Source organism: Pseudomonas sp. RA_35y_Pfl2_P32 (genome assembly GCF_963970735.1).
GTDB lineage: Bacteria > Pseudomonadota > Gammaproteobacteria > Pseudomonadales > Pseudomonadaceae > Aquipseudomonas.
In genome coordinates this window covers 157,179-182,232 of sequence record NZ_CAXAQF010000010.1, presented here as the reverse complement: position 1 = coordinate 182,232, position 25,054 = coordinate 157,179, and the positions used below count along the sequence as shown (strand labels likewise).

Below are 25,054 nucleotides of genomic sequence, written 5' to 3'. Positions count from 1 at the left end.
ACTGACATGGAACGTCTGATCCGCATTCTGGGCACGCTGACCCGCTGGGGGCTGGGGCTTTGCGCGTTGCTGCTGGTGCTGGTCGCGCTCTACGTCAACCTGGGGCGGGAATTGTTTCCGCTGGTGGCCGAGTATCGGACCGAGGTCGAGACCAAAGCCCGTGAAGCGCTCGGCATGCCCCTGCAGATCGGCAGCCTGGAAGGGCGCTGGAGCGGCATGTCGCCGGTCCTGTTGGCCCACGATGTAACGGTCGGGGAGGGCGTCAATGCCCTGCACCTGGACCAGGTGCGGGTGGTGCCCAATGTCTGGGACAGCCTGCTGTCGCAGGCGGTGCGCATCCAGCACCTGGAACTCAATGGCCTGAAGATCAGCCTCAAGGAAGGTGCCGACGGCCAATGGTCGCTCGAAGGCCTGCCGGTGCAGCAAGACAAGCCGCTGGACCCCGAGCAACTGCTCAACCAGATGCAGAGGGTTGCCCAGCTGTCGGTGCTCGACAGCCAGATCACTCTGCAGCCACTGGACCAGCCGCCGCTGGCCCTGACCTACGTTGGCCTGAACCTCAAGACGGGCAGCAGCCGGCAGCGCCTCGACGCGCGGTTGACCTTGCCCGACGGCCAACCGCTGGCCATGAGCCTGCGCAGCCGGATTCGCGCCAGCCAATGGAAAGACGCCGAGGTCGACGCCTACCTGAGCCTGCCGCAAAGTGATTGGGCGCGCTGGCTGCCAGCGAGAATCACCCAGCAATGGCAGTTTTCCCAGATCAGGGCTGGGGGCGAGTTGTGGGCAACCTGGGGCAAGGGCGCCTTGCAAAGGGCCGCGGTCCGCCTCAATGCCCCGCAATTCAAGGGCGCCTACGCCGAGCGCAAGCCGGTGCAGATCAACAATCTGGCGCTCAATGGCTATTTCCAGCGCAGCGCCGAAGGTTTCAGGCTGAGCCTGGACTCGTTGGCCCTGAACCTGGGTGAAACCCGCTGGGAAACCCGCCTGCAATTGCAGCAGACCGCCAGCACGGATAAAGCCCAGGAACTCTGGCACCTGGAGGCCGATCGCCTCGACCTGACCCCCATCACCCCGATCCTCAATGCCCTGGGGCCACTGCCCGAAGGGGTTGCCACGGCGGTGGAGCGACTCAAGGTCACCGGTACCTTGCGCAACGTATTGCTCGATATCCGCCCCGAAGCCACCGACGACAGCAAATTCAGCTTCGCCGCCAATCTGCAGCAGGTCGGCTTTGATGCCTATCACGGTGCGCCCGCGGCCCGTAACGTGTCCGGGAGCATCAGCGGCGACCTCGGGCAGGGCGAGCTGCGCATGGACAGCAAGGATTTCTCCCTGCACCTGGACCCGATCTTCGCCAAGCCATGGCAGTACATCCAGGCCAACGCGCGGTTGACCTGGAAGCTCGACAAGCAAGGCTTCACCTTGATTGCGCCGTACCTGAAGGTGCTGGGAGAAGAGGGCAAGATTGCCGGTGATTTCCTGATCCGCCTGCACTTCGATCCCGCCCAGGAAGACTACATGGACCTGCGGGTCGGCCTGCTGGAGGGAGACGGGCGCTACACCGCCAAGTACTTGCCCACGGTCCTCAGTCCCGGCTTGGACGAATGGCTGCGCACCGCCATTCTCAAGGGCGCGGTCGATGAGGGGTTCTTCCAGTACCAGGGGGCGCTGAATCACGATGCGGTCGAGGCGGCACGCAGCATCAGCCTGTTCTTCAGGGTGCACGACGCGGAACTGGCATTCCAGCCGGGCTGGCCGCACCTGAGCAAGATCAGTGGCGATGTGTTCGTCGAGGACAGTGGCGTGCGGATCCTGGCCAGCAAAGGGCAATTGCTCGATACCCAGGTGCGCGATGTGTTCGTCAATATTCCCCACGTGCCTACTGGCATGAACAGCCACCTGTACATCGATGGTGACTTTGCCGGTGGCCTGGGTGATGGCCTGAAAATTCTCCAGGAAGCGCCGATCGGCACCGGTCCGACCTTCGCCGGTTGGCAGGGCGAGGGTGACCTGCAAGGCAAACTGAAGATCGATATCCCGCTGGAGCAGGGCGAGGAGCCGAAGATCCTGGTGGACTTCAAGACCGCCAAGGCTCGCCTCAAGCTCAGCGAGCCGGAACTGGAACTGACCCAGCTCAAGGGCGATTTCCGCTTTGACAGCAGCAAAGGCCTGAGTGGCCAGGGCATTACCGCGCGGGCCTTCGACCGGCCAGTGAGCGCGCGGATTTTTGCCGATGGCAAGGGTGGCAAGCTCAATACCCGAGTCACCGCGTCCGGCCAGGTCACGGTAAACAAGCTCACGGAGTGGCTCAAGGTTACCCAGCCGCTGCCGGTTACCGGCAATATCCCGTATCAGTTGCAGCTCAATCTTGACGGAGCCGACAGCCAGTTGATGGTCAGCTCCAGCCTCAAGGGCGTCGCCGTTGATTTGCCAGCCCCCTTTGGCATGCCGGCGGCACAAGGCCGCGACACGGTGTTTCGCATGACCCTGCAAGGCGCGGAGCGGCGTTACTGGCTCGACTACGGCGACCTCGCGGACTTCACCTTCGCCGCGCCAGCGAGCAATTTCGCCGAGGGTCGCGGTGAGTTGTTCCTCGGCAGCGGCAGCGCGGTGTTGCCGGGTGCCAAGGGCCTGCGTATCCGTGGTGTGCTCTCGGAGCTGGATGTGGAGCCCTGGAAGGCCCTGGTCGATCGTTATGCTGGGCAGGATCCGGGCGGCAGTGCGAAACAGTTGCTCAGCGGCGCCGATTTCCGGGTCGGTAAGCTCACGGGGTTCGGCACGACCCTGGATCAGGCGCGGGTACAACTGGATCGCAAGCCGGCGGCCTGGGGGCTGCAACTCGATAGCCAGCAGGTCAAGGGCACGGTCGGGCTGCCCGATGCCAAGGGCGCACCGATTGCCGTGAACCTGCAGTACGTGCGCCTGCCGGCGCCGGACCCTGCGGTGCAGGCCGACGAAAACGCCCCGGACCCGCTGGCCTCGGTCGACCCGACCAAGGTCCCGGCCCTGGACATCTATATTGCTCAGCTGTTTCAGGGCAAGGACCTGGTAGGTGCCTGGTCCCTGAAAGTGCGGCCGATTGCCAAGGGGCTGGCGTTTAACAGCATGAACCTGGGCCTCAAAGGCATGCAGTTGCAGGGGGCGGGCGGCTGGGAAGGCGTGCCGGGCGCCACCAGCAGTTGGTACAAAGGCCGGCTTGAAGGCAAGAACCTCGCGGATGTGCTCAAGGGCTGGGGGTTTGCGCCGACGGTAACCAGTAACAACTTCCATCTGGATATCGACGGGCGGTGGCCCGGTTCACCGGCCTGGGTTGGGGTAAAACGCTACTCCGGCAGCCTGGATGCCACGCTGAACAAGGGGCAGATGGTCGAAGTCGAGGGTGGTGCACAGGCGCTGCGGGTGTTCGGCCTGCTCAACTTCAACTCGATTGGCCGACGTTTGCGCCTGGACTTCTCCGACCTGTTCGACAAGGGCTTGAGCTACGACCGGGTCAAGGGGCTGCTGGTCGCCAGCAACGGGGTGTATGTCACCCGCGAGCCGATCACCCTGACCGGTCCCTCAAGCAACCTGGAACTCAACGGCACCCTGGACATGGTCGCTGACCGGATCGATGCCAATCTGTTGGTCACCCTGCCGTTGACCAACAACCTGCCGATTGCCGCGCTGATCGTCGGCGCGCCGGCCGTGGGCGGCGCGTTGTTCCTGATCGATAAACTGATCGGTGATCGTGTGGCCCGATTTGCCAGCGTCAAGTACACCGTCAAGGGCCCGGTGAAAGAGCCGAAGATCACCTTTGAAAAACCTTTTTGAGGCGCTTTTTCCGAACGCACGCCAAGGGCCTATGGAGTAGCATGGCCGCATACCTGAAACGGAGTGCGCCATGTCTCTTGCGGTGATTCAAATGGTTAGCCAGAGCGATGTCCTGGCCAACCTTGCCCAGGCCCGTAAGTTGCTCGAACAGGCCGCCGAAGGTGGTGCACGCCTGGCCGTGTTGCCGGAAAACTTTGCCGCCATGGGCCGACGCGACGTTGCTGATCTTGGCCGTGCCGAGGCGCTGGGCGATGGCCCGATCCTGCCCTGGTTGAAACAGACCGCCCGCGACCTCAAGTTATGGATAGTGGCCGGCACCCTGCCGTTGCCGCCGCGGGATCAACCCCAGGCTAAGGCCAATGCGTGTTCATTGTTGATCGATGAGCAGGGCGAAACCGTAGCGCGATACGACAAACTGCATCTGTTTGATGTCGATGTGGCGGACAATCGGGGGCGCTACCGTGAATCCGATGACTATGCTCATGGCAGTGCGGTGGTGGTTGCCCAGACGCCGGTGGGCCGGGTTGGCCTGACGGTGTGCTACGACTTGCGCTTCCCCGAGCTGTACAGCGAATTGCGCGCCGCCGGGGCTGAGCTGATTACCGCCCCCGCAGCGTTTACCGCGGTGACCGGCGCGGCCCACTGGGAGGTGCTGATCCGGGCGCGGGCCATCGAGACCCAGTGTTATGTGCTGGCGGCCGCACAGGGTGGTACACACCCGGGACCGCGCGAGACCTTTGGTCACGCCGCGATTGTCGACCCCTGGGGTCGCGTGCTGGCCCAGCAGGACCAAGGCGAGGCCGTGCTGCTGGCCGAACGTGATAGCAGCGAACAGGCGTCCATCCGGGCGCGGATGCCGGTGTCCAGTCACCGGCGCTTTTTCTCGCAGGGCGCACAGCGACCTGCCTCAGAACGTTGAATTAAGGCGTAAACCTATGAGCGAGTTGTTGTCCTCAGTCAGTGAACATCTGCTAGCGCCAGGCGGCGTGACCATCGAGAACCTGCAAAGCGTGCTGGGTGACCTGGCGGGGCCGGGCATCGATGCCGCCGACTTGTATTTCCAGGGACAGATCTCCGAGTCCTGGGCGCTGGAAGACGGCATCGTCAAGGAAGGCAGCTTCAATCTGGATCAGGGCGTGGGGGTGCGGGCGCAATCGGGTGAAAAGACCGGTTTTGCCTACAGCAACGCCATCACCTTGGAAGCCCTGGGCCTGGCGGCTCGTGCGGCCCGTTCGATTTCCCGCGCCGGTCAGAACGGCACAGTACAGGCCTTTACCACCCAGGACGTCGCCCAGCTGTACGCCCCGGATAACCCATTGGAAGTGCTGAGCCGCGCGGAAAAAGTCGAACTGCTCAAGCGCATCGACGTGGCCACGCGCGCGCTCGATCCGCGCATCCAGCAAGTCACCGTGAGCATGGCCGGGGTCTGGGAGCGGATCCTGGTGGCCTCCACCGACGGTGGCCTGGCGGCGGATGTGCGGCCCCTGGTGCGCTTCAACGTCAGCGTGATCGTCGAACAGAACGGCCGTCGTGAACGAGGTGGCCACGGCGGCGGCGGGCGCACCGACTACCGCTACTTCCTGGCCGAAGACCGCGCCATGGGCTACGCCCGCGAGGCCTTGCGCCAGGCGCTGGTGAACCTGGAAGCGATTCCGGCGCCGGCCGGCACCTTGCCAGTCGTGCTGGGCTCGGGCTGGTCCGGGGTGTTGCTGCACGAAGCGGTGGGCCACGGCCTGGAAGGCGACTTCAACCGCAAGGGCAGTTCGGCCTACAGCGGCCGCATGGGCGAGATGGTCGCCTCGAAGCTATGCACCATTGTCGACGACGGCACCCTGGCCGGTCGCCGTGGCTCGTTGAGCGTCGATGACGAAGGCACGCCGACCGAGTGCACCACCCTGATCGAGAACGGCGTGCTCAAAGGCTACATGCAGGACAAGCTCAATGCGCGCCTGATGGGCGTGGCACGTACCGGCAACGGTCGTCGTGAATCCTATGCGCACCTGCCGATGCCCCGCATGACCAATACCTACATGCTCGGTGGCGAAAGCGATCCGGCAGAAATCATCGCTTCGGTGAAGAAAGGCATCTATTGCGCCAACCTCGGCGGTGGCCAGGTCGACATCACCAGCGGCAAGTTCGTGTTTTCCACCAGCGAGGCGTACCTGATCGAGGACGGCAAGATTACCGCGCCGGTCAAGGGCGCAACCCTGATCGGGAACGGGCCGGAAGCCATGAGTCGGGTGTCGATGGTCGGTAACGACCTGTCGCTGGACAGTGGAGTAGGGACATGTGGCAAAGATGGACAGTCGGTGCCGGTGGGTGTCGGCCAGCCAACGTTGAAAATCGACGCGATCACCGTGGGTGGCACGGGCGCGTAAGGGATGGAGCTGCGGATGGGTTGCCAGGCAACCCCTCCGCGACGAGGTTCAACGCAGGCCGCGTTGTGTCTCGTCCAGCTCGCGGATGTATTTGAAGATTTTACGGCTGGAAGCAGGAGGTTTGTTTTGCGCAACCTCGTGCTGAGCCTGACGGATCAAGGAGCGCAATTGCTGGCGGTCCGCGTCCGGGTACTCGATGACGAATTTTTCCAGGACCGCGTCGTCGCCGGCGATCAAGCGATCACGCCAGCGTTCCAGACCGTGGAAACGTTCGTTGTATTGGCGAGTGGAGGCGTCGAGTTGGTCCAGCAGTACCAGGATGGCACTGGTGTCCTGATCGCGCATCAGCTTGCCAATGAACTGCAGGTGCCGTTTACGCGCGATATTCGCGGTGTGCTTGGGCGCATCGGCCAGAGCCCGGCGCAAGGCGTCGGTCAAAGGCAGTTTTGCCAGCAAGTCAGGCTTGAGTGTTGTAAGGCGCTCGCCAAGGTCAACCAGAGCATGCAGCTCACGTTTGACCTGGGATTTGCTTTTTTCTCCCGTATCGAGGGAGTCGTCGTAAGAATCAACCATGGTGGCCGTCCGCAAAGAAACGCCGCCATGATAACCAGTCGGGGGCCGCTTGTCCGGCCCGGTCGCTCGATGGCCTTAACCGAAAGCAGAATTTGAGTGGAGAACAGCATGAGTGCAGTTGAAAGCGTCGGCCCACAAGCGTTGCCGGCACTGCAAGAGCAAGTCGAGCAGATCATTGCCGAAGCCAAGCGCCAGGGTGCCAGTGCCTGCGAAGTGGCTGTGTCTCTGGAGCAGGGCCTGTCGACGTCGGTGCGCCAGCGGGAAGTCGAAACGGTCGAGTTCAACCGCGACCAGGGCTTTGGCATCACCCTGTATGTCGGCCAGCGCAAAGGCTCGGCCAGTACCTCGGCCAGTGGTCCCGAAGCGATTCGCGAAACCGTCGCCGCGGCGCTGGCGATCGCCAAGCACACCTCTGAAGACGAACACTCGGGCCTGGCCGATGCCGCACTGATGGCCAAGGACCTGCCGGACTTCGACCTGTTCCACGCCTGGGACATCACCCCTGAGCAGGCGATCGAAAAAGCCCTGGCGTGCGAAGCCGCCGCCTTTGCCGCCGACAGCCGGATCAAGAATGCCGATGGCACTACCCTGAGCACGCACCAGGGTTGCCGGGTGTATGGCAACAGCCATGGCTTCATCGGTGGTTATGCGTCGACCCGCCACAGCCTCAGTTGCGTGATGATCGCCGAGGCGGACGGCCAGATGCAGCGTGACTACTGGTATGACGTCAATCGCCAGGGCAGCCTGCTGGCCGATCCACTGAGCATCGGCCAGCGCGCTGCGCAGCGGGCTGCCAGCCGGCTGGGCGCGCGGCCGGTGCCGACCTGTGAAGTGCCGGTGCTGTTCTCCGCCGAACTGGCGGGCGGCCTGTTTGGCAGTTTCCTGGGGGCGATCTCCGGCGGCAACCTGTACCGCAAGTCGTCGTTCCTCGAAGGCGCACTGGGGCAAAAACTGTTTCCTGAGTGGCTGACCATCGATGAGCGCCCGCACTTGATGCGCGCCATGGGCAGTTCGGCGTTCGACGGAGATGGCCTGGCTACCTATGCCAAGCCATTCGTCGAAAACGGCGAGTTGGTGTCCTATGTGCTGGGTACCTATTCCGGCCGCAAGTTGGGCATGCCGAGCACCGCCAACGCCGGTGGTGTACACAACCTGTTCGTCACCCATGGTGATGAAGACCAGGCAGCGCTGTTGCGGCGCATGGGTCGCGGCCTGCTGGTGACCGAGTTGATGGGCCATGGCCTGAACATGGTGACCGGTGACTACTCCCGGGGTGCGGCGGGGTTCTGGGTCGAGAACGGCGAAATCCAGTTCGCGGTCCAGGAGGTGACGATTGCCGGCAACATGCGCGACATGTTCAAGCAGATCGTGGCGGTGGGTAACGACCTGGAATTGCGCAGCAATATTCGCACCGGCTCGGTACTGATCGAGCGGATGACGGTAGCGGGCAGCTAAACCTCAGCGTTTCACAAAAGGCGCGCCATCCCATCGGATGGCGCGCCTTTTTTATGCGCCCGACTTCCACAATGAGTTCTGCGTCAGTCACGGGGTTGTTTTGGTTCTCATTATCATCTAATAATAAATCTCATTATCGAATGAGCCTGGGTCATGAGTTCTGCCTTGCACGAGCAGCCTTACCTCGAAAGCTGGCGCTGGATGAGTCGTCAGATCCGTTGCGCGCTGGATCCTGACGAACCGCGCCTGATCGAACACTACTTGGCCGAAGGCCGGTATCTGTCCTGTTGTACGGCCACTTCGGCCTGGACCGTCGCTGAAACCTCATTTCGATTGCTGCTCGACACCGCTGCCGATGTCGCCTTGCCCTGGCATTGGCGCAGCCTCTGCCTGGACCAGGCCTGGCGACCGCTGCGGGACCTGGAGCGCCTGTCTTTGTGCAAGTGCCGGCTCAAGCGCTGGCAACGCTACACCTGGCAACTGGCGACCTGCGAGTTGTTGCCCTCCATTCCCCTCATTGAACTGGTGCAAGGATTTCCCGATGAGTAATACCCGTATCGAACGTGACAGCATGGGTGAGTTGCAAGTCCCGGTAGGCGCGTTGTATGGCGCACAGACCCAGCGCGCGGTGGACAACTTTCCCATCAGCGGCCAGCGCATGCCGGCGCAGTTCATTCGCGCGCTGATCCTCGCCAAGGCGGCCGCCGCCAAGGCCAACGTGGAACTCCAGCAGTTGAGCGAAGCCCAGGGCAAGGCGATTGTCGATGCGGCCCAGGGTCTGCTCGAAGGGGATTTCATGCCGCACTTCCCGGTGGATATTTTCCAGACCGGCTCCGGCACCAGTTCCAACATGAACGCCAATGAAGTATTGGCCACCCTGGCCAGTCGCCTGCTGGGCGAGCCGATCAACCCCAATGACCACGTCAATTGCGGCCAGAGCAGCAATGACATCATTCCGACCACCATCCACGTCAGCGCCGCGCTGGCGCTGCATGAACAACTGCTGCCGGCGCTTGACCACCTGGTGCAGGTGATCGAGCGCAAGGCTGAGCAGGTTCACCCGTTCATCAAGACCGGGCGTACCCACCTGATGGACGCCATGCCCGTGCGCATGAGCCAGGTGCTCAACGGTTGGGCGCAGCAGCTCAAGGCCAACATCGGGCATTTGCACAACCTGTTGCCGGCCCTGCAATCCCTCGCCCAGGGCGGCACGGCGGTGGGTACCGGGATCAATGCGCACCCGCAGTTCGCGGCACGTTTCAGTCAGCAACTGAGCACCCTGACCAACGTACCGTTCACCCCGGGCAAGGACCTGTTTGCGCTGATCGGCTCCCAGGACACTGCCGTGGCGGTGTCCGGGCAGCTCAAGGCGACCGCTGTATCGCTGATGAAGATCGCCAACGACCTGCGCTGGATGAACTCGGGCCCGTTGGCCGGTCTCGGTGAAATCGAGCTCGAAGGGTTGCAGCCGGGTTCATCGATCATGCCCGGCAAAGTCAATCCGGTGATTCCGGAGGCGACCGCGATGGTGGCCGCGCAGGTGATCGGCAATGACAGCGTGATCACGGTGGCCGGGCAGTCGGGCAACTTTGAACTGAACGTGATGCTGCCGATCATTGCCCAGAACCTGCTGAGCAGCATCGAGCTGTTGGCCAACTCCAGTCGCCTGCTGGCGGACAAGGCGATAACCAGCTTCAAGGTCAACGAGGCCAAGCTCAAGGAAGCCCTGTCGCGCAATCCGATCCTGGTCACTGCGCTCAACCCGATCATTGGTTACCAGAAGGCCGCCGAAATCGCCAAGACCGCTTACCAGCAAGGTCGCCCGGTGATCGATGTAGCCCTTGAACACACTGACCTGTCGCGAAGCCAACTGGAAGAGCTGCTCAATCCGGAAAAGCTCACCGCAGGCGGCGTGTAATCACTGTCACCGCATAGGAGGCTCACCATGGAGCATTGGAAACGCACGATCGAAAGGGCCAACCGCTGCTTCATGCTGGGCGAGTTGGTCGATGCTCGCGAAGCCTATCTGCAGGCCCTGGCCCTGGCGCAGGTGCTGTTCGCTCGTTGGGCGGACGCGGACGAAGCGGTCGCCGCCTGCGTGATCTCCCATCACAACCTTGCCGACCTGCACTTGCGCCTGAACCAGCCGGAGGAAAGCGCCGAATACCTGTGCGCCATCCATCAATTGCTGTTGCAGACCCTGCAGGACCCGCGGCAGGCGCCGGCCTTGCGTGAGGCGGCACTGCGTCAAAGCAGCAAGACCTATGTCGAGCTGCTCACGTTCATCGGCGAGTACGGCGAATATCCACGTACTCACCGCTTGCTGCACATCGACACCGCCGCGCAGCCCAATGCCGCGCGCGCTCATTATGGAGCTCATTAAAATGGCCTTTACCTTGCCGGCCCTGCCTTACGCCTACGATGCCCTGGAACCGCATATCGATGCGCAGACCATGGAGATTCACTACACCAAGCATCACCAGACCTACATCAACAACCTCAATGCCGCAGTGGAGGGTACCGAGTTTGCCGAGTGGCCGGTGGAGCGCCTGGTGGCCAGTGTCCAGCAATTGCCGGAAAAGCTGCGCGCCGCGGTGATCAATCAGGGGGGCGGGCATGCCAACCATTCATTGTTCTGGGCGGTCATGGTGCCCAACGGGGGTGGTCTGCCAGCAGGCGAGCTGGCCAAGGCGATCGATGCTCAATTGGGTGGTTTCGACCGTTTCAAGGAGGCCTTCACCAAGGCTGCGCTGAGCCGTTTCGGCAGTGGCTGGGCGTGGTTGAGTGTCACCCCGCAAAAGACCCTGGTGGTGGAAAGCAGCGGTAACCAGGACAGTCCATTGATGAGTGGCAATACGCCAATCCTCGGTCTGGATGTCTGGGAGCACGCCTATTACCTGCGCTATCAGAACCGTCGCCCGGAATACATCAATGCGTTTTACAACGTGATCCATTGGCCGGAAGTGGCGCAGCGTTACCAGGCTGCGCTGGCTTGAGCCCTCCCTATATAAAGATCTAAGGCCACTTATGGGCACTGAAACACTGACGATCAGCAGCAGTGGGCGAATGTTTCGTTATGCGCTGGGCTCGCTCCTGTTGCTGGCAGGGACTGCCTTGCTGGTCGTCCATGGCCTGGCGTGGCTTGACCTCGAACCCAAGTTGATGCGTGCCCTGCAGGGCGGGGCAATCTGCGCGCTGGGCACGGCCCTGGGCGCGGTGCCGGTGCTGGTGATCAGGCGGATGCCGGTGGCGCTCAGTGATACCTTGCTGGGATTTGGCGCCGGGGTGATGCTGGCGGCGACGGCCTTTTCGCTGATCGTGCCGGGAATCGCCGCCGCTGAAAGCCTGGGGCTGTCACCCTGGGCCGCCGGCGGCCTGATCTGCTGCGGCATCATGCTGGGGGCGTTCGGGCTGTTTGTGGTGGATCGGCAGATGTCCGGTGCTACTCCCGAGATGCTGGTGGGCACCCAGGAGCGCCCGGTCATCCCGCCCCGCATCTGGTTGTTCGTGTTCGCCATCATTGCCCACAACATTCCTGAAGGCATGGCGGTGGGAGTCTCGGCCGGTGGTGGCATGGCGGACGCAGACAGCCTGGCCATGGGCATTGCCTTGCAGGATGTGCCGGAAGGGCTGGTAATCGCGTTGGTGCTGGCCGGGGCCGGGATGTCGCGGCTCAAGGCCTTCCTGATCGGCGCCGCATCAGGGCTGGTCGAGCCTGTGTTTGCGCTGCTGTGTGCCTGGCTGGTGAGCCTGGCGGAGGTCGTCCTGCCGTTGGGCCTGGCCCTGGCCGCAGGGGCAATGCTGCTGGTGGTGACTCATGAGGTGATCCCCGAATCGCGCCGCAATGGCCACGAGAAACTCGCCAGTCTGGGCTTGCTGATCGGGTTTTGCCTGATGATGGTGATGGATACGGCGTTGGGGTAGGGGGGGGGCAGGCGTTGTGGCGTTGTGGATAGGTAGCGGCTACACGCTTATTCGCCTTCGTCGAAGTAGTTGTTGATCAGTGCCGCCAGTGCGTCCAGCGCTTCCTGTCCCTGCTCGCCTTCGGTGCTCAGGTGGATGCGGGTGCCTTTACCTGCGGCCAGCATCATCATGGCCATGATGCTCTTGCCGTCGACCATCGACTCCGGGGTGCGTCCTGCACGGATCTGGCAAGGGTACTGACCTGCTACGCCGACGAACTTGGCTGAAGCGCGGGCGTGCAGGCCCAGTTTGTTGATGATTTCAATTTCCAGAGCAGGCATCGCGGTGTGAATCCTTTAGCTAAGGTCGCGGTGGCGAACCTGGACGTTCTTCAGGGATTTTTGCAGGACCTGGCCCAGGCGTTCAGTCAGGTAGACGGAGCGGTGATGCCCGCCTGTGCAGCCTATGGCAATGGTGACGTAGGCCCGGTTACTGGCGGCAAAGCGCGGCAGCCATTTGAGCAGGTAGCTGGAGATGTCATCAAACATTTCTTCGACATCCGGCTGAGCGGCCAGGTACTCGGCAACCGGCTGGTCCAGACCGGATTGGGCGCGCAGCTCTGGCTTCCAGTAAGGATTGGGCAGGCAGCGCACATCGAATACCAGGTCGGCATCCACGGGCATGCCGCGCTTGAAGCCGAACGACTCGACCAGGAATGCCGTACCCGGCTCCGGTTGATTGAGCAGGCGCAACTTGATGGTGTCACGCAACTGGTAGAGGTTCAGATCGGTGGTGTTGAGCTTGAGGTCGGCCAGGTCGGCAATCGGCTCCAGCAGGCTGGCCTCGTCCTTGATGGCTTCGGCCAGCGAGCGCTGCGAGCTACTCAGCGGGTGGCGTCGACGGGTTTCCGAGAAGCGCTTGAGCAGGGTTTCTTCATCGGCATCGAGGAACAGCACATCACATTGGATGTGGCGGCTGCGCACTTCTTCGAGCAATTCAGGGAAGCGTGACAAATGGCTCGGCAGGTTGCGCGCATCGATCGACACGGCCACCAACGGCTGGACCAGCTCGTTGTGAATCAGGGCGCGTTCGGCCAACTCCGGCAGCAGCCCGGCGGGCAGGTTGTCGATGCAGTAGTAGCCGTTGTCCTCCAGTACATTGAGGGCCGTGCTTTTACCGGAGCCGGAGCGGCCGCTGACGATGATCAAGCGCATGATTAGTGACCGTTTTGCTCGTCCAGGACGACCTGGTACAGGGCTTCACTGCTGTTGGCGCTGCGCAGGCGGTCGCGTACTTCCTTGCGATCCAGCATGCTGGCGATCTGGCGCAGCAGCTCCAGGTGGGCATCGGTGGCGGCCTGTGGGACCAGCAGAACAAACAGCAGGTCGACTGGGGCGCCGTCGATGGCGTCGAAATCAATAGGTGCGTCCAGGTGCATCAAGGCGCTGATGGGCGACTCGCAGCCTTTGAGACGGCAGTGAGGAATGGCGATGCCGTTGCCAAAACCGGTCGAGCCGAGTTTTTCACGGGCGATCAGGCTCTCGAAGACATCTTGCATCTCCAGATCCGGGACTTCCCGGGCGATCAGGTTGGCAATTTGTTCGAGGGCGCGTTTTTTACTGCCGCCCGGCACGTTCACCAAAGAACGGCCGGGGGTCAGGATGCTTTCAAGTCGGATCATGGGATGGGGGTGTTAACGACCGGTCGCGCCCTGGAGGAGGCTCTGGGTCTTTTCCTTATGCTTTTTAAGTTGACGGTCCAGCTTGTCGGTCAGCAGGTCAATGGCGGCATACATGTCCGTATGCTCGGCATTGGCGACCACTTCTCCGCCGGGGATATGCAGCGTGGCTTCGATTTTCTGCAACAGCTTCTCGACGTTCATCGTGACTTGCACGTTGGTGATCTTGTCGAAATGCCTCTCCAACCGGTCGAGTTTTTCGCCGATGTAGGTGCGCAGAGGTTCGGTAACTTCCAGTTGGTGTCCACTGATGTTGACTTGCATACAGCTTCTCCTTCGTTGCCAGTGCATAAGGCGGCAGGCGAGTTGCCTGCCACTAGGGTGTCTGCGAAAAATTCGAAAACACCCTGGAACGCGGTGGCGTGGCCCGTTACATCAATCGCTTGCGTTCGCTCGACGGCGCGATCCCGAGGGATTCACGGTACTTGGCGACGGTACGACGGGCTACCTGAATACCTTGTGCCTCCAGTAAACCAGCGATCTTGCTGTCACTCAACGGCTTTTTCTGATTTTCCGCGGCAACCAGTTTTTTGATGATCGCGCGGATCGCCGTGGACGAGCATTCACCGCCTTCAGAGGTGCTGACGTGGCTGGAGAAAAAGTACTTCAGCTCATAGATACCGCGCGGGGTATGCATGAACTTTTGTGTGGTGACCCGGGAAATCGTCGACTCGTGCATGCCCACCGCTTCGGCGATGTCATGCAGGACCAACGGCTTCATCGCCTCGTCGCCATATTCGAGAAAGCCGCGCTGGTGCTCGACGATCTGGGTGGCGACTTTCATCAGGGTTTCATTGCGGCTTTGCAGGCTCTTGATGAACCAGCGCGCCTCCTGCAGTTGATTGCGCATGAAGGTGTTATCGGCGCTGGTGTCGGCGCGACGGACGAAACCGGCGTACTGCGGGTTGACTCGCAAGCGCGGTACCGACTCCTGGTTCAGCTCCACCAGCCAGCGCTCGTTGTCCTTGCGCACGATCACGTCGGGCACCACGTATTCGGCTTCGCTGGACTCGATCTGCGAGCCGGGGCGCGGGTTGAGGCTCTGGACCAGTTCGATCACCTGGCGCAGTTCGTCTTCCTTGAGCTTCATGCGCCGCATCAACTGGCTATAGTCGCGGCTGCCGAGCAGGTCGATGTAATCGCTGACCAGGCGCTTGGCCTCGGCCAGCCAAGGCGTCTTGGCGGGCAGTTGGCGCAATTGCAGCAACAGGCACTCGCCCAGGTTGCGGGCGCCGATGCCGGCGGGCTCGAATTGCTGGATGCGGTGCAGGACGGCTTCGATTTCGTCCAGCTCGATGTCCAGTTCCGGGTCGAATGCCTCGAGGATCTCCTCGAGGGTTTCGTCCAGGTAGCCCTGGTTGTTGATGCAGTCGATCAGGGTCACGCCGATCAGGCGATCGGTATCGGACATCGGGGCCAGGTTCAATTGCCAGAGCAGGTGGCTCTGCAGGCTTTCGCCGGCGGAGGTGCGGGTGGTGAAGTCCCACTCGTCGTCATCGTTGCTGGGCAGACTGCTGGCGCTGGTCTGGTAGACGTCTTCCCAGGCCGTATCGACCGGTAGTTCGTTGGGAATGCGCTCGTTCCATTCACCTTCCTCGAGGTTATCCACCGTGGGGGCGGTTTCCTGGTAGGAGGGTTCCTGGACGTCGGTGTTGGGTTTGTGCTCGATGTTGTCCGCCATGGGGTCGGCGTTATCGAAGTCGTCGCCTTCTTCCTGGCGTTCGAGCATTGGATTTGACTCCAAGGCTTCCTGGATTTCCTGTTGCAGGTCCAGGGTCGACAATTGGAGCAGGCGGATGGCCTGTTGCAGCTGCGGTGTCATCGTCAGCTGCTGGCCCATTCTCAAGACTAGCGATGGTTTCATGGCTGGGGCTTAACACCTTATTCGCCGGCGCACGTGCGCCATCCACTACAGGGCGCCGGGGCGCCAAACTTAAGCAAATTATATGCCTGAAACTGAAGTGTTTGCCTAGAGCGTCATGACAATAAAAATATTAAGGCTTTCATTGACAATGCGCTCTGCCAGCAGGCTAGACGCCTCGCAGCTTATAGGCGGAACTCGTGGCCCAGGTACACTTCCTTGACCAGTTCGTTGGCCAGGATGGTTTCAGCGTCACCTTCAGCGATCAGTTGACCATCGTTCACGATATAGGCGGTCTCGCAGATGTCCAGGGTTTCACGCACGTTGTGGTCCGTGATCAGCACGCCAATGCCCTTGGCCTTGAGGTGATGGATGATCTGCTTGATGTCGCCGACCGAAATCGGGTCCACGCCAGCGAAAGGTTCGTCGAGCAGGATGAATTTCGGCGCGGTAGCCAGGGCGCGGGCAATTTCCACGCGGCGTCGTTCGCCACCGGAAAGGCTCATGCCCAGGTTGTCGCGGATATGGTTGATGTGGAACTCCTGCAGCAGGCTTTCGAGTTCCTGGCGCCGACCAGCCTTGTCGAGTTCCTTGCGGGTTTCGAGGATGGCCATGATGTTGTCGGCAACCGACAGTTTGCGGAAGATCGACGCTTCTTGTGGAAGATAGCCGATACCTGCCCGCGCGCGACCGTGCATGGGCTGGTGGCTGACGTCCAGGTCGTCGATCAGTACGCGACCCTGGTCGGCCTGCACCAGGCCGACGATCATGTAGAAGCAGGTGGTCTTGCCGGCACCGTTGGGGCCAAGCAGGCCGACGATCTGGCCGCTGTCGATGGACAGGCTGACGTCACGCACGACCTGACGGCTCTTGTAGCTCTTGGCCAGGTGCTGGGCTTTCAGAGTTGCCATTACTGGGCCTTTTGCTCGTCAGTTTTCTTTTTCGGCTGGATGACCATGTCGATCCGCGGACGTTGCTCAGTGACCTTGCTGCCCGTGGCGCGACCGGCGCTGGCGAGCTTTTTGTTGGTGTCGTAGACGATTTTCTCGCCCAGGGTAATGTTGTTGTCCTTGTCGATGACTTTGGCCCGATCGATCAGCACGACGCGGTCTTGCGAGGCGTGGTACTGAATGGTCACCCCGTAGCCCTGCACAGGCTTGGTGTCGCCCACGGTTTGCATCTGCTCGAAGTAGGCCAGGTTGCCGACCGAGGTTACGACGTCGATATCGCCAGCCGCTGTGCGGGTGATGGTCACGGTGTTGCCGGTGACCTTCATCGAGCCCTGGGTGATGATCACGTCGCCCTTGTAGGTGGCGATACCGTTCTTGTCGTCCAGTTGGGCGTCGTCGGCCTGGATGCGGATAGGTTGATCTCTATCGGTCGGCAGGGCCCAGGCGCTCGCGCTTCCCAGTGCTGCGCCCAGACTGAGCAAAATAGGGAGGGTTTTAACGAGCCTCATACTGTCCTCTTACGTTCGATAGCAGGTGTATCCTGCTTTCTTTCAAATACGCCTTCATTCCGGTACCAGTCGATACACCGCCAGCGCCGTCGATTCTAACGGCTTGCTGGGTCTGCGCATATTGCTGCTTGGGGAATACCGTCATGCGCGTGGTGGTGATGACCATCGGGCGATTCTTGGCATCCGTACGGGCAATGCGTACCGAGTCGATCAGTTCGACCTCGGTGCCGTCAGGATTGACCTCGCCACGTTCGCTCTGCACGTGCCAGGGGAATTCGGTGCCGCGATACATCTGCAGGTCCGGTTTGGTCAGCAGGGTCACTTCGCTGGCCTTGATGTGCTCGACCTTGTCGGACGTCATGTCGTACTGCAACTTGCCATCTGGCAGGAACTGCACGCTGTGGGCGTTGATGGCGTAGTAGTCGATCTCGCTGTCGTTGACTGCCGCTACCGGTTTGTCGAGAAAGCGCTCGGGGCTGATATTCCAGTAGCCCACAGCCGCAAGCAGCGCGGCGATGGCTGCGAAAAACACGATGTTGCGAAACTTTTTACTCAGCATAAATGACTCACAGGTACGCGGCGTTGGCGTCTTGCAGGTTGCCTTGGGCGCGTAATATCAATTCACAGAATTCTCGAGCAGCACCTTCGCCGCCACGGGCCTCGGTGATGCCGTGGGCGTGTTCGCGGACAAAACCCGCAGCATTGGCAACGGCCATGCCCAGGCCGACCCGTCGAATCACCGGCAGGTCAGGCAGGTCATCACCCAGATAGGCGACCTGTTCATAGCTTAGGCCCAGTTGCGCGAGAAGCTCGTCGAGCACCACAAGTTTGTCCTCGCGGCCTTGATACAGGTGGGCAACCCCCAGGCTTTTGGCGCGACGCTCGACCACCGGGCTGGTTCGACCACTGATAATGGCTATTGTCACACCACTGGCCAGCAACATTTTCATGCCTTGACCGTCGAGGGTGCTGAAACTCTTGAATTCGCTGCCATCTTCCAGGAAATACAGGCGACCGTCAGTGAGTACGCCGTCGACATCGAAGACCGCCAGTTGGACAGGCCTGGCGCGTTCGAGCAGGTCGTCAGCCATTACATCACCCCTGCGCGCAACAGGTCGTGCATGTTCAGGGCGCCTACCGGACGGTCGTCGTTGTCGACCACCACCAGGGCATTGATCTTGTTGTCTTCCATGATCTTCAGGGCTTGTGCCGCGAGCATCTCGGCCCGGGCGGTCTTGCCGTGAAGGGTCATGACCTCTTCGATCCTGGCCTGCTGGAAGTCGATCGAGCGGTCCAGGGAGCGGCGCAGGTCGCCGTCGGTGAAAATCCCGGCCAATGTGCCATCGGCTTCAAGTACCACGGTCATGCCCAGGCCTTTGCGGGTCATTTCCAGCAAGGCGTCCTTGAGCGATGTACCGCGCACTACCTGCGGCAGCTCGGCACCGATGTGCATGACATCTTCGACTTTCAGCAGCAGGCGCCGACCCAGAGCGCCGCCCGGGTGGGAGAAGGCGAAATCTTCGGCGGTAAAGCCCCGGGCTTCCAGCAAGGCCACCGCCAGGGCGTCGCCCATCACCAGTGCTGCTGTGGTCGATGAAGTCGGCGCCAGGTTCAGCGGGCAGGCTTCATGTTCGACATGGACATTGAGGTTGACGTCGGCGGCCTTGGCCAGTGCCGAGCTAGGATTGCCGGTCAGGCTGATCAACTGGATCCCCAGGCGCTTGATCAACGGCAGCAGGGTGATGATTTCGTGGGTCGAACCGGAGTTGGACAGGGCGAGAATGATGTCGTCGCGGGTGATCATGCCCATGTCGCCGTGACTGGCTTCGGCCGGGTGGACGAAAAAGGCCGTGGTACCGGTGCTGGCCAGGGTCGCGGCAATCTTGTTGCCGATGTGCCCGGACTTGCCCATGCCGACCACCACCACCCGGCCTTTGCTGGACAGAATCAACTCACAAGCGCGTACGAAGTCTGCGTCGATCTGGGCCAGCAAGCCTTTGACGGCTTCCAGCTCGAGGCGGATCGTACGTTGTGCCGATTTGATCGGGTCGCTGGACTGGCTCATGTCTGAAATCGAATAGCCTGGGGAAAAGGTGGCGATTATAGCGGTAATGATCAATTCCCTCACGTTAGTTCGTCACGCTTTGTGCGGGCGGTGTCACGGGAACCTTGCGATTAACCGGCTTTAACCTTAATTGAAGCTGAATGCGCCGGTCTTCGGCCTTGGGCGCCATGGCTGGGCAGTGATATAGTTCGTCGCCTGTCCGGCCTGCCAAGGATGATATGTGCTCTCGTCGGAGGGTGCGGCGTCCGAGTGAGAGGCTTGCATCGCAAGGAGTTTAGATGAGTGCCGATAACGCCTACGCGGTCGAGCTTAAGGGAGTGTCCTTCAAGCGCGGCACGCGGAGCATTTTCAACAATGTCGATATTCGCATACCACGCGGTAAGGTCACCGGCATCATGGGGCCTTCCGGTTGCGGGAAAACCACGCTGTTACGCCTGATGGGCGCGCAGTTGCGTCCTTCCAGTGGCGAAGTGTGGGTCAATGGCCAGAATTTGCCCAAGCTGTCGCGCAGCGACTTGTTCGATGCGCGCAAGCATATGGGCGTGCTGTTCCAGAGCGGAGCGCTGTTCACCGACCTCGATGTCTTCGAGAACGTCGCGTTTCCGCTGCGCGTGCACACTCAGCTGCCCGAGGAAATGATCCGCGACATCGTCCTGATGAAACTGCAGGCGGTGGGCTTGCGTGGTGCCACCGAACTGATGCCCGATGAGCTGTCCGGCGGCATGAAGCGTCGTGTCGCGCTGGCCCGGGCGATCGCCCTGGACCCGGGCATCCTCATGTACGACGAACCCTTTGTCGGGCAGGACCCCATTGCCATGGGGGTGCTGGTGCGCCTGATCCGTTTACTCAACGACGCCCTGGGGATCACCAGCATCGTGGTTTCCCACGACCTGGCCGAGACCGCGAGTATCGCCGACTACCTGTATGTGGTGGGCGATGGCCAGGTGTTGGGGCAGGGCACACCCGCCGAACTGATGGATTCCGATAATCCGCGGATCCGCCAATTCATGAAAGGTGATCCGGACGGTCCGGTCCCCTTCCATTTTCCCGCGACGGATTACCGCGCAGATCTTCTGGGGAAGCGCTGATGCGCAAGACTTCATTGATAGAGAGAGTGCGTCGATTCGGCCAGGCCGCCATCGACAGCGTCGCGGTGCTTGGCCGTTCGTCATTGTTCCTGTTTCACGCCTTGCTCGGGCGCGGTAGCGTCGGCGGTGGGTTCAGCCTGCTGATCAAGCAGCTGCACTCGGTCGGCGTGATGTCCCTGGTGATCATTGTGGTCTCGGGGATCTTCATCGGCATGGTGCTGGCGCTGCAAGGCTTCAACATCCTCTCCAGCTACGGTTCGGAGCAGGCGGTTGGGCAGATGGTGGCGCTGACCCTGTTGCGCGAATTGGGGCCAGTGGTGACTGCGCTGCTGTTTGCCGGTCGTGCCGGTTCGGCGTTGACCGCTGAAATCGGCAACATGAAGTCCACCGAGCAGTTGTCGAGCCTGGAAATGATTGGTGTCGACCCGCTCAAGTACATCATTGCCCCTCGGCTGTGGGCTGGCTTCATTTCCCTGCCGCTGCTGGCGATGATTTTCAGCGTAGTCGGAATCTGGGGTGGTTCCTGGGTGGCTGTCGACTGGCTGGGCGTGTATGAAGGCTCGTACTGGTCGAACATGCAAAACAGCGTGACGTTCAATGGCGATGTGCTCAATGGCATTATTAAAAGCATGGTCTTTGCCTTTGTCGTGACCTGGATCGCCGTATTCCAAGGCTATGACTGTGAGCCCACTTCAGAGGGGATCAGTCGTGCCACCACCAAGACCGTGGTGTATGCCTCGTTGGCCATTCTCGGCCTGGACTTTATTTTGACCGCCTTGATGTTTGGAGATTTCTGATGCAAAACCGCACCCTGGAAATCGGTGTCGGCCTTTTCTTGCTGGCTGGCATCCTGGCTTTACTGTTGCTTGCCCTGCGGGTCAGTGGACTGTCCCCGGTGTCGAGCACCGACAGCTATAAACTTTATGCGTATTTCGACAATATCGCCGGTTTGACTGTCAGATCGAAAGTGACCATGGCCGGTGTGACCATCGGCAAGGTCACGGCAATCGATCTGGATCGCGACAGTTTCACCGGGCGTGTGACGCTGCAGCTGGAAAAACGGGTAGATAACCTGCCGTCCGATTCCACTGCATCTATCCTCACCGCTGGCCTGCTGGGCGAGAAATACATCGGTATCAGCGTGGGCGGCGAAGAATCGTTGCTCAAGGATGGCGGGACCATCCATGACACCCAGTCCTCGCTGGTACTCGAAGACCTGATCGGTAAATTCCTGCTCAATACCGTTAGTAAAGACGCCAAATGAGGAGTTTTTCCATGATCTCTACCTTGCGACGTGGCCTGTTGGTACTGCTCGCGGCCTTGCCGCTGGTGGCTAACGCCGTGGCTGCGCCTTCTGCGCACGACCTGGTCCAGGACACAACCACCCGGTTGCTCGCCGATCTGGCGGCCAACAAGGAAAAGTACAAGCAGGACCCGAAAGACTTCTACACCGCGTTGAACAGCATTGTCGGGCCAGTGGTGGATGCCGAAGGCATCTCCAAAAGCATCATGACCGTCAAGTATTCGCGCAAAGCCACACCGGAGCAGATGAAGACCTTCGAAGAGAACTTCAAGATCGGTCTGTTCCAGTTCTATGGCAATGCACTGCTTGAGTACAACAACCAGGGCATCACCGTTGATCCGGCCAAGGACGAATCGGGCAACCGCACCAGCGTCGGCATGACCGTCAAGGGCACCAACGGCGCGATCTATCCAGTGTCCTACACCCTGGAAAAGATCAATGGCGAGTGGAAACTGCGCAACGTGATCATCAATGGCATCAACATTGGCAAGCTGTTCCGTGATCAGTTCGCCGACGCCATGCAGCGCAACGGCAATGACCTGGACAAGACCATCAATGGTTGGGCCGGTGAAGTGGCCAAGGCCAAGGAAACCTCCGAGAACCAAAGCCAATGAGTGAGTCGGCCGTGCGTTTGGGCGAGGCCGGTGAGCTGCTGCTCAGCGGAGTCCTCGATTACCGCTCCGGGCCAGGCCTGCGCAAGCAGGGCCAGGCCTTGATCAAGTCGAGCGCGGCACCTGCTATGGTGCTCGATTGCGCCGGTGTGGAGAAATCCAGCAGCGTTGGCCTGTCCTTGTTGCTGGCGTTCATTCGCGATGCGACAGCGGCGGGCAAGGCAGTGAGCATTCGTGCCCTGCCTGACGATATGCGTGAAATTGCTCAGGTCTCGGGTTTGACCGAGCTTTTGGCGCACCCTTAACTACCATCTATAAAGAAGCCCCCCGTCAGAGTCCTGTTATGCGGGGTTCGCAGGCGCGGGGCTTTTTTGTATGATGTCCGACCCGCGCGCACAGGGCGCCGATTGAGGTTGAGCATGCAGGCCGTAGAAGTGAAGAGCTTCCTTGAGGGAAAGCTTCCCGGAACTCAGGTAGAAGTTGAAGGCGAAGGCTGCAACTTTCAGCTGAACGTGATTAGCGATGAACTGGTGGCTTTGAGCCCGGTCAAGCGTCAGCAGAGCATCTATGCCCATTTGAACCCATGGATCGCCGATGGCAGCATCCACGCGGTCACTATGAAATTTTTCAGCAGCGCGGCCTGGGCCGAGCGCACCTGAGCCCAAGGGCGTCGAGATTCTTATGGATAAATTGATTATTACCGGTGGCGTTCGTCTTGATGGCGAAATCCGCATCTCCGGGGCAAAGAACTCTGCCCTGCCAATCTTGGCGGCAACGCTGCTGTGCGATGGCCCGGTGACGGTTGCCAACCTGCCGCACCTGCACGACATCACCACCATGATCGAACTGTTCGGTCGCATGGGCATTGAGCCGGTGATCGACGAGAAGCTCAGCGTCGAAATCGACCCACGTACCATCAAGACCCTGATCGCGCCGTACGAGCTGGTGAAAACCATGCGTGCCTCGATCCTGGTGCTGGGACCGATGGTTGCCCGTTTTGGTGAGGCCGAAGTGGCACTGCCTGGCGGTTGCGCCATCGGTTCGCGTCCGGTCGACCTGCACATCCGTGGCCTGGAAGCCATGGGCGCGACCATCGACGTGGAAGGTGGCTACATCAAGGCCAAGGCGCCGGAAGGCGGCTTGCGCGGGGCCAACTTCTTCTTCGATACCGTCAGCGTGACCGGTACCGAGAACATCATGATGGCCGCAGCCCTGGCCAATGGCCGCAGCGTGCTGCAAAACGCCGCTCGTGAGCCGGAAGTCGTCGACCTGGCGAACTTCCTCAACGCCATGGGCGCCAACGTCCAGGGCGCTGGCACCGACACCATCACCATCGATGGCGTGAAGCGCCTGGGCACTGCCACGTACCGCGTGATGCCGGACCGTATCGAAACCGGTACCTACCTGGTAGCGGCCGCCGTGACCGGTGGCCGGGTGAAGGTCAAGGACACCGATCCGACCATCCTCGAGGCGGTGCTGGAAAAACTGCGCGAAGCCGGTGCTGAAATCACCACGGGCGAAGACTGGATCGAGCTGAACATGCACGGCAAGCGGCCGAAAGCGGTCAACGTGCGTACCGCTCCATACCCGGCGTTCCCGACCGACATGCAGGCGCAGTTCATCTCCCTCAACGCCATTGCCGAAGGCACGGGCGCGGTGATCGAGACGATCTTCGAAAACCGCTTCATGCACGTCTACGAGCTGCACCGCATGGGCGCGCATATCCAGGTCGAAGGCAACACCGCCATCGTTACCGGCATCGACAAGCTCAAGGGCGCGCCAGTCATGGCCACCGACCTGCGCGCCTCGGCCAGCCTGGTGATTTCGGCGCTGGTTGCCGAAGGCGACACGCTGATCGATCGCATCTACCACATAGACCGTGGTTACGAGTGCATCGAAGAGAAGCTGCAGATGCTCGGCGCGAAGATCCGCCGCGTACCGGGCTAGTCGTTGCGTCAAGGGCACAGGGAGGTGCCCACAGATTTGTTGAAGTCGAGCCTGTTACGGGCTCGACGTGTGTCCGGCGCCGTTTGCGACCGGGCATCGTTGCCTGATAAGGACTGACGTTTCCCATGTTGACCATCGCACTGTCCAAGGGCCGCATCCTCGACGACACCCTGCCGCTTCTGGCTGAAGCGGGCATCGTGCCAACCGAGAATCCGGACAAGAGCCGCAAGCTGATCATCCCCACGACCCAGGCCGATGTGCGCTTGCTGATCGTGCGCGCCACTGATGTGCCGACCTACGTCGAGCATGGTGCCGCTGACCTGGGCGTCGCCGGTAAAGATGTGTTGATGGAATACGGCGGCCAGGGCCTCTACGAGCCGCTGGACCTGCAGATTGCCCAATGCAAGCTGATGACCGCCGGTAAAGTCGGCGCCATCGAGCCCAAGGGCCGCCTGCGGATCGCCACCAAGTTCGTCAACGTTGCCAAGCGCTACTACGCCGAGCAAGGTCGCCAGGTCGACATCATCAAGCTGTATGGCTCGATGGAGCTGGCACCGCTGATCGGCCTGGCAGACAAGATCATCGACGTGGTCGATACCGGCAACACGCTGCGGGCCAATGGCCTGGAGCCACAGGAGTTCATTGCGGCCATCAGCTCCCGGCTGATCGTCAACAAGGCTTCGATGAAAATGCAACACGCCAGGATCCAGGCGTTGATCGACACCCTGCGCCAGGCAGTGGAGTCGCGACACCGCGGCTGATTCGCTTGCGCGACGTTAAGTCGCGCCCGTCTATCCGCCTCATAGCCAGAATTCTCAGGTGCCCAAGCGGAACGACTGCTAGTTTAGGGCGCCTGAGTTTTT

Annotated in this window: 28 protein-coding genes; 17 read left to right on the top strand and 11 right to left on the bottom strand. The window is 61.1% G+C overall.

The window, feature by feature from the left end; genetic code table 11:
• The first annotated feature begins 6 nt into the window (after positions 1-6).
• From AACY45_RS12440 to tldD, 3 genes are all read left to right on the top strand, one after another.
• On the top strand, positions 7-3,810 hold the full coding sequence (locus AACY45_RS12440) for a YhdP family protein (protein ID WP_339545754.1): 3,804 nt from the start codon (positions 7-9) through the stop codon (positions 3,808-3,810).
• 70 nt (positions 3,811-3,880) lie between these two features.
• Positions 3,881-4,729, top strand: a complete 849-nt coding sequence (locus AACY45_RS12435) for a carbon-nitrogen hydrolase family protein (protein WP_339545753.1) — start codon at positions 3,881-3,883, stop codon at positions 4,727-4,729.
• Positions 4,730-4,745: 16 nt separating this feature from the next.
• Positions 4,746-6,188 carry a metalloprotease TldD gene (gene tldD / locus AACY45_RS12430; RefSeq protein ID WP_095169340.1) on the top strand — a complete coding sequence of 481 codons (1,443 nt, stop codon included), beginning with the start codon at positions 4,746-4,748 and terminating at the stop codon, positions 6,186-6,188.
• Between the two features lie 48 nt (positions 6,189-6,236).
• On the opposite strand, the gene yjgA is transcribed toward tldD, so the two are convergent.
• Positions 6,237-6,761, bottom strand: coding sequence for a ribosome biogenesis factor YjgA (yjgA, locus tag AACY45_RS12425; protein ID WP_095169341.1), 525 nt, complete (start codon positions 6,759-6,761; stop codon positions 6,237-6,239).
• 108 nt (positions 6,762-6,869) lie between these two features.
• On the opposite strand from yjgA, the gene pmbA reads away from it, so the two are divergent.
• The 6 genes from pmbA to AACY45_RS12395 all read left to right on the top strand — a co-directional run bounded on the left by pmbA (position 6,870) and on the right by AACY45_RS12395 (position 12,140).
• The gene (gene pmbA, locus AACY45_RS12420) at positions 6,870-8,216 is read left to right on the top strand and encodes a metalloprotease PmbA (RefSeq protein WP_339545751.1); all 1,347 of its coding nucleotides are present in this window, start codon (positions 6,870-6,872) and stop codon (positions 8,214-8,216) included.
• 153 nt (positions 8,217-8,369) lie between these two features.
• Positions 8,370-8,765 carry a FagA protein gene (locus AACY45_RS12415; protein ID WP_339545750.1) on the top strand — a complete coding sequence of 132 codons (396 nt, stop codon included), beginning with the start codon at positions 8,370-8,372 and terminating at the stop codon, positions 8,763-8,765.
• Positions 8,758-10,134: a class II fumarate hydratase gene (locus AACY45_RS12410; protein WP_339545749.1), complete on the top strand. Its 1,377-nt coding sequence runs from the start codon at positions 8,758-8,760 to the stop codon at positions 10,132-10,134. The genes AACY45_RS12415 and AACY45_RS12410 overlap by 8 nt, the downstream gene beginning before the upstream one ends.
• A 27-nt stretch (positions 10,135-10,161) precedes the next feature.
• Positions 10,162-10,599 (top strand): hypothetical protein, encoded by a 438-nt coding sequence (locus AACY45_RS12405; protein ID WP_339545748.1) that lies wholly within the window; start codon positions 10,162-10,164, stop codon positions 10,597-10,599.
• Position 10,600: 1 nt separating this feature from the next.
• On the top strand, positions 10,601-11,212 hold the full coding sequence (locus AACY45_RS12400; RefSeq protein WP_339545747.1) for a superoxide dismutase: 612 nt from the start codon (positions 10,601-10,603) through the stop codon (positions 11,210-11,212).
• 31 nt (positions 11,213-11,243) lie between these two features.
• Entirely contained in the window at positions 11,244-12,140 is an 897-nt protein-coding gene (locus AACY45_RS12395; protein WP_339545746.1) for a ZIP family metal transporter, read from the top strand.
• 47 nt (positions 12,141-12,187) lie between these two features.
• On the opposite strand, the gene AACY45_RS12390 is transcribed toward AACY45_RS12395, so the two are convergent.
• The 10 genes from AACY45_RS12390 to AACY45_RS12345 all read right to left on the bottom strand — a co-directional run bounded on the left by AACY45_RS12390 (position 12,188) and on the right by AACY45_RS12345 (position 19,242).
• Positions 12,188-12,460, bottom strand: a complete 273-nt coding sequence (locus tag AACY45_RS12390; RefSeq protein ID WP_339545745.1) for an HPr family phosphocarrier protein — start codon at positions 12,458-12,460, stop codon at positions 12,188-12,190.
• A gap of 15 nt (positions 12,461-12,475) precedes the next feature.
• A complete protein-coding gene (gene rapZ / locus AACY45_RS12385; RefSeq protein ID WP_339545744.1) occupies positions 12,476-13,333 on the bottom strand; it encodes an RNase adapter RapZ in 858 nt (285 codons plus the stop codon).
• A gap of 2 nt (positions 13,334-13,335) precedes the next feature.
• Positions 13,336-13,800, bottom strand: a complete 465-nt coding sequence (gene ptsN / locus AACY45_RS12380) for a PTS IIA-like nitrogen regulatory protein PtsN (RefSeq protein WP_339545743.1) — start codon at positions 13,798-13,800, stop codon at positions 13,336-13,338.
• A gap of 12 nt (positions 13,801-13,812) precedes the next feature.
• Entirely contained in the window at positions 13,813-14,121 is a 309-nt protein-coding gene (gene hpf, locus AACY45_RS12375) for a ribosome hibernation-promoting factor, HPF/YfiA family (protein ID WP_003178005.1), read from the bottom strand.
• A gap of 106 nt (positions 14,122-14,227) precedes the next feature.
• On the bottom strand, positions 14,228-15,721 hold the full coding sequence (locus AACY45_RS12370; protein WP_166588762.1) for an RNA polymerase factor sigma-54: 1,494 nt from the start codon (positions 15,719-15,721) through the stop codon (positions 14,228-14,230).
• Between the two features lie 182 nt (positions 15,722-15,903).
• A complete protein-coding gene (gene lptB, locus AACY45_RS12365) occupies positions 15,904-16,629 on the bottom strand; it encodes an LPS export ABC transporter ATP-binding protein (RefSeq protein ID WP_161755599.1) in 726 nt (241 codons plus the stop codon).
• Positions 16,629-17,177 (bottom strand): lipopolysaccharide transport periplasmic protein LptA, encoded by a 549-nt coding sequence (lptA, locus tag AACY45_RS12360; protein WP_339545741.1) that lies wholly within the window; start codon positions 17,175-17,177, stop codon positions 16,629-16,631. Before lptA ends, lptB begins: the two co-directional genes overlap by 1 nt.
• A complete protein-coding gene (gene lptC, locus AACY45_RS12355; RefSeq protein WP_339545740.1) occupies positions 17,164-17,736 on the bottom strand; it encodes an LPS export ABC transporter periplasmic protein LptC in 573 nt (190 codons plus the stop codon). The genes lptA and lptC overlap by 14 nt, the downstream gene beginning before the upstream one ends.
• Before the next feature lie 7 nt (positions 17,737-17,743).
• Positions 17,744-18,268 (bottom strand): KdsC family phosphatase, encoded by a 525-nt coding sequence (locus tag AACY45_RS12350; protein ID WP_339545739.1) that lies wholly within the window; start codon positions 18,266-18,268, stop codon positions 17,744-17,746.
• Entirely contained in the window at positions 18,268-19,242 is a 975-nt protein-coding gene (locus AACY45_RS12345; protein WP_339545738.1) for a KpsF/GutQ family sugar-phosphate isomerase, read from the bottom strand. The genes AACY45_RS12350 and AACY45_RS12345 overlap by 1 nt, the downstream gene beginning before the upstream one ends.
• Before the next feature lie 278 nt (positions 19,243-19,520).
• Here AACY45_RS12345 and AACY45_RS12340 point away from each other — a divergent pair, with 278 nt between their 5' ends.
• The 8 genes from AACY45_RS12340 (at position 19,521) to hisG (ending at position 24,952) form a co-directional block, all read left to right on the top strand.
• On the top strand, positions 19,521-20,330 hold the full coding sequence (locus tag AACY45_RS12340; protein WP_339545737.1) for an ATP-binding cassette domain-containing protein: 810 nt from the start codon (positions 19,521-19,523) through the stop codon (positions 20,328-20,330).
• Positions 20,330-21,127 carry a lipid asymmetry maintenance ABC transporter permease subunit MlaE gene (gene mlaE / locus AACY45_RS12335; protein ID WP_166588756.1) on the top strand — a complete coding sequence of 266 codons (798 nt, stop codon included), beginning with the start codon at positions 20,330-20,332 and terminating at the stop codon, positions 21,125-21,127. The genes AACY45_RS12340 and mlaE overlap by 1 nt, the downstream gene beginning before the upstream one ends.
• Positions 21,127-21,594, top strand: coding sequence for an outer membrane lipid asymmetry maintenance protein MlaD (gene mlaD / locus AACY45_RS12330; RefSeq protein WP_339545735.1), 468 nt, complete (start codon positions 21,127-21,129; stop codon positions 21,592-21,594). Before mlaE ends, mlaD begins: the two co-directional genes overlap by 1 nt.
• Positions 21,595-21,605: 11 nt before the next feature.
• Positions 21,606-22,247: an MlaC/ttg2D family ABC transporter substrate-binding protein gene (locus tag AACY45_RS12325; protein ID WP_339545733.1), complete on the top strand. Its 642-nt coding sequence runs from the start codon at positions 21,606-21,608 to the stop codon at positions 22,245-22,247.
• The gene (locus AACY45_RS12320) at positions 22,244-22,549 is read left to right on the top strand and encodes an STAS domain-containing protein (protein ID WP_339545731.1); all 306 of its coding nucleotides are present in this window, start codon (positions 22,244-22,246) and stop codon (positions 22,547-22,549) included. The genes AACY45_RS12325 and AACY45_RS12320 overlap by 4 nt, the downstream gene beginning before the upstream one ends.
• A 114-nt stretch (positions 22,550-22,663) precedes the next feature.
• A complete protein-coding gene (locus AACY45_RS12315; protein ID WP_003439919.1) occupies positions 22,664-22,903 on the top strand; it encodes a BolA family protein in 240 nt (79 codons plus the stop codon).
• Positions 22,904-22,925: 22 nt separating this feature from the next.
• On the top strand, positions 22,926-24,191 hold the full coding sequence (gene murA / locus AACY45_RS12310) for a UDP-N-acetylglucosamine 1-carboxyvinyltransferase (RefSeq protein WP_166588752.1): 1,266 nt from the start codon (positions 22,926-22,928) through the stop codon (positions 24,189-24,191).
• Between the two features lie 125 nt (positions 24,192-24,316).
• Complete coding sequence (hisG, locus tag AACY45_RS12305) at positions 24,317-24,952, top strand: ATP phosphoribosyltransferase (RefSeq protein ID WP_095169362.1); 636 nt, start codon at positions 24,317-24,319, stop codon at positions 24,950-24,952.
• Positions 24,953-25,054 lie beyond the last annotated feature (102 nt).

Coding starts and splice junctions, on each gene's coding strand:
- AACY45_RS12350 (WP_339545739.1), bottom strand. CDS start 18,268: ATGGCTGACGACCTGCTCGAACGCGCCAGGCCTGTCCAACTGGCGGTC.
- ptsN (WP_339545743.1), bottom strand. CDS start 13,800: ATGATCCGACTTGAAAGCATCCTGACCCCCGGCCGTTCTTTGGTGAAC.
- AACY45_RS12325 (WP_339545733.1), top strand. CDS start 21,606: ATGATCTCTACCTTGCGACGTGGCCTGTTGGTACTGCTCGCGGCCTTG.
- lptA (WP_339545741.1), bottom strand. CDS start 17,177: ATGAGGCTCGTTAAAACCCTCCCTATTTTGCTCAGTCTGGGCGCAGCA.
- lptB (WP_161755599.1), bottom strand. CDS start 16,629: ATGGCAACTCTGAAAGCCCAGCACCTGGCCAAGAGCTACAAGAGCCGT.
- AACY45_RS12320 (WP_339545731.1), top strand. CDS start 22,244: ATGAGTGAGTCGGCCGTGCGTTTGGGCGAGGCCGGTGAGCTGCTGCTC.
- tldD (WP_095169340.1), top strand. CDS start 4,746: ATGAGCGAGTTGTTGTCCTCAGTCAGTGAACATCTGCTAGCGCCAGGC.
- mlaE (WP_166588756.1), top strand. CDS start 20,330: ATGCGCAAGACTTCATTGATAGAGAGAGTGCGTCGATTCGGCCAGGCC.
- AACY45_RS12400 (WP_339545747.1), top strand. CDS start 10,601: ATGGCCTTTACCTTGCCGGCCCTGCCTTACGCCTACGATGCCCTGGAA.
- AACY45_RS12315 (WP_003439919.1), top strand. CDS start 22,664: ATGCAGGCCGTAGAAGTGAAGAGCTTCCTTGAGGGAAAGCTTCCCGGA.
- lptC (WP_339545740.1), bottom strand. CDS start 17,736: ATGCTGAGTAAAAAGTTTCGCAACATCGTGTTTTTCGCAGCCATCGCC.
- AACY45_RS12345 (WP_339545738.1), bottom strand. CDS start 19,242: ATGAGCCAGTCCAGCGACCCGATCAAATCGGCACAACGTACGATCCGC.
- AACY45_RS12440 (WP_339545754.1), top strand. CDS start 7: ATGGAACGTCTGATCCGCATTCTGGGCACGCTGACCCGCTGGGGGCTG.
- murA (WP_166588752.1), top strand. CDS start 22,926: ATGGATAAATTGATTATTACCGGTGGCGTTCGTCTTGATGGCGAAATC.
- AACY45_RS12340 (WP_339545737.1), top strand. CDS start 19,521: ATGAGTGCCGATAACGCCTACGCGGTCGAGCTTAAGGGAGTGTCCTTC.
- AACY45_RS12395 (WP_339545746.1), top strand. CDS start 11,244: ATGGGCACTGAAACACTGACGATCAGCAGCAGTGGGCGAATGTTTCGT.
- hisG (WP_095169362.1), top strand. CDS start 24,317: ATGTTGACCATCGCACTGTCCAAGGGCCGCATCCTCGACGACACCCTG.
- AACY45_RS12390 (WP_339545745.1), bottom strand. CDS start 12,460: ATGCCTGCTCTGGAAATTGAAATCATCAACAAACTGGGCCTGCACGCC.
- rapZ (WP_339545744.1), bottom strand. CDS start 13,333: ATGCGCTTGATCATCGTCAGCGGCCGCTCCGGCTCCGGTAAAAGCACG.
- pmbA (WP_339545751.1), top strand. CDS start 6,870: ATGAGTGCAGTTGAAAGCGTCGGCCCACAAGCGTTGCCGGCACTGCAA.
- AACY45_RS12410 (WP_339545749.1), top strand. CDS start 8,758: ATGAGTAATACCCGTATCGAACGTGACAGCATGGGTGAGTTGCAAGTC.
- mlaD (WP_339545735.1), top strand. CDS start 21,127: ATGCAAAACCGCACCCTGGAAATCGGTGTCGGCCTTTTCTTGCTGGCT.
- AACY45_RS12415 (WP_339545750.1), top strand. CDS start 8,370: ATGAGTTCTGCCTTGCACGAGCAGCCTTACCTCGAAAGCTGGCGCTGG.
- yjgA (WP_095169341.1), bottom strand. CDS start 6,761: ATGGTTGATTCTTACGACGACTCCCTCGATACGGGAGAAAAAAGCAAA.
- hpf (WP_003178005.1), bottom strand. CDS start 14,121: ATGCAAGTCAACATCAGTGGACACCAACTGGAAGTTACCGAACCTCTG.
- AACY45_RS12370 (WP_166588762.1), bottom strand. CDS start 15,721: ATGAAACCATCGCTAGTCTTGAGAATGGGCCAGCAGCTGACGATGACA.
- AACY45_RS12435 (WP_339545753.1), top strand. CDS start 3,881: ATGTCTCTTGCGGTGATTCAAATGGTTAGCCAGAGCGATGTCCTGGCC.
- AACY45_RS12405 (WP_339545748.1), top strand. CDS start 10,162: ATGGAGCATTGGAAACGCACGATCGAAAGGGCCAACCGCTGCTTCATG.